Here is a 1,314-nt window from a genome sequence, read left to right on the forward strand (position 1 = left end):
GTTCCCGGGCCTTGTACACACCGCCCGTCACACCATGGGAGTGGGTTGCACCAGAAGTAGCTAGTCTAACCTTCGGGGGGACGGTTACCACGGTGTGATTCATGACTGGGGTGAAGTCGTAACAAGGTAGCCGTAGGGGAACCTGCGGCTGGATCACCTCCTTAATCGACGACTCGGCTTTGCCATAAGCTCCCACACGAATTGCTTGATTCCTTGAAGAAGACGATAGAAGTAGCTCCAAGCTTAAGCTACACGCTTCAAGCTTGATCGCGGTACGCATCAAGATTTAGGTCTGTAGCTCAGTTGGTTAGAGCGCACCCCTGATAAGGGTGAGGTCGGCAGTTCAAATCTGCCCAGACCTACCAGTTCCCTGGGGCCATAGCTCAGCTGGGAGAGCGCCTGCCTTGCACGCAGGAGGTCAGCGGTTCGATCCCGCTTGGCTCCACCATTTGCTGTTTGCAGTGACTGCTTTGTTGTTAAAGCTTAGAAATGAGCACTCCATGGGTTCCATGGTTGAGTGTTGATTTCTGATCTTTGTCAGAATCGTTCTTTAAAAATTTGGGTATGTAATAGAAAGTTAGACTGTGAACCACTTTCACTGGTGGAGTCACAGGCTAAGGTAAAATTTGTGAGTGAATTGCAAATTTTCGGCGAATGTCGTCTTCACAGTATAACCAGATTGCTTGGGGTTATATGGTCAAGTGAAGAAGCGCATACGGTGGATGCCTTGGCAGTCAGAGGCGATGAAAGACGTGGTAGCCTGCGAAAAGCTTCGGGGAGTCGGCAAACAGACTGTGATCCGGAGATGTCTGAATGGGGGAACCCAGCTGTCATAAGACAGTTATCTTGCACTGAATACATAGGTGCAAGAGGCGAACCAGGGGAACTGAAACATCTAAGTACCCTGAGGAAAAGAAATCAACCGAGATTCCCTTAGTAGTGGCGAGCGAACGGGGACCAGCCCTTAAGTTGATTCGAGATTAGCGGAACGCTCTGGAAAGTGCGGCCATAGTGGGTGATAGCCCTGTACGCGAAAATCTCTTGTCAATGAAATCGAGTAGGACGGGGCACGAGAAACCTTGTCTGAACATGGGGGGACCATCCTCCAAGGCTAAATACTACTGACTGACCGATAGTGAACCAGTACCGTGAGGGAAAGGCGAAAAGAACCCCGGAGAGGGGAGTGAAATAGATCCTGAAACCGTATGCGTACAAGCAGTGGGAGCCTACTTTGTTAGGTGACTGCGTACCTTTTGTATAATGGGTCAGCGACTTATATTCAGTGGCAAGCTTAACCGAATAGGGGAGGCGTAG

Annotated in this window: 2 tRNA genes and 2 rRNA genes; all 4 read left to right on the top strand. The window is 50.2% G+C overall.

Annotation, left to right across the window (positions count from 1 at the left end):
- Nucleotides 1-164 (top strand): 16S ribosomal RNA (locus tag JSY17_RS25450); the annotation flags it as partial.
- A gap of 124 nt (nt 165-288) precedes the next feature.
- Nucleotides 289-365: transfer RNA gene (locus tag JSY17_RS25455), tRNA-Ile, on the top strand.
- Nucleotides 366-372: 7 nt separating this feature from the next.
- Nucleotides 373-448, top strand: a tRNA-Ala gene (locus JSY17_RS25460).
- Nucleotides 449-695: 247 nt separating this feature from the next.
- Nucleotides 696-1,314: ribosomal RNA gene (locus JSY17_RS25465) — 23S ribosomal RNA — on the top strand; the annotation flags it as partial.

Origin of the sequence: Pseudomonas capsici (assembly GCF_017165765.1) — a bacterium.
GTDB classification, from domain to species: domain Bacteria; phylum Pseudomonadota; class Gammaproteobacteria; order Pseudomonadales; family Pseudomonadaceae; genus Aquipseudomonas; species Aquipseudomonas capsici.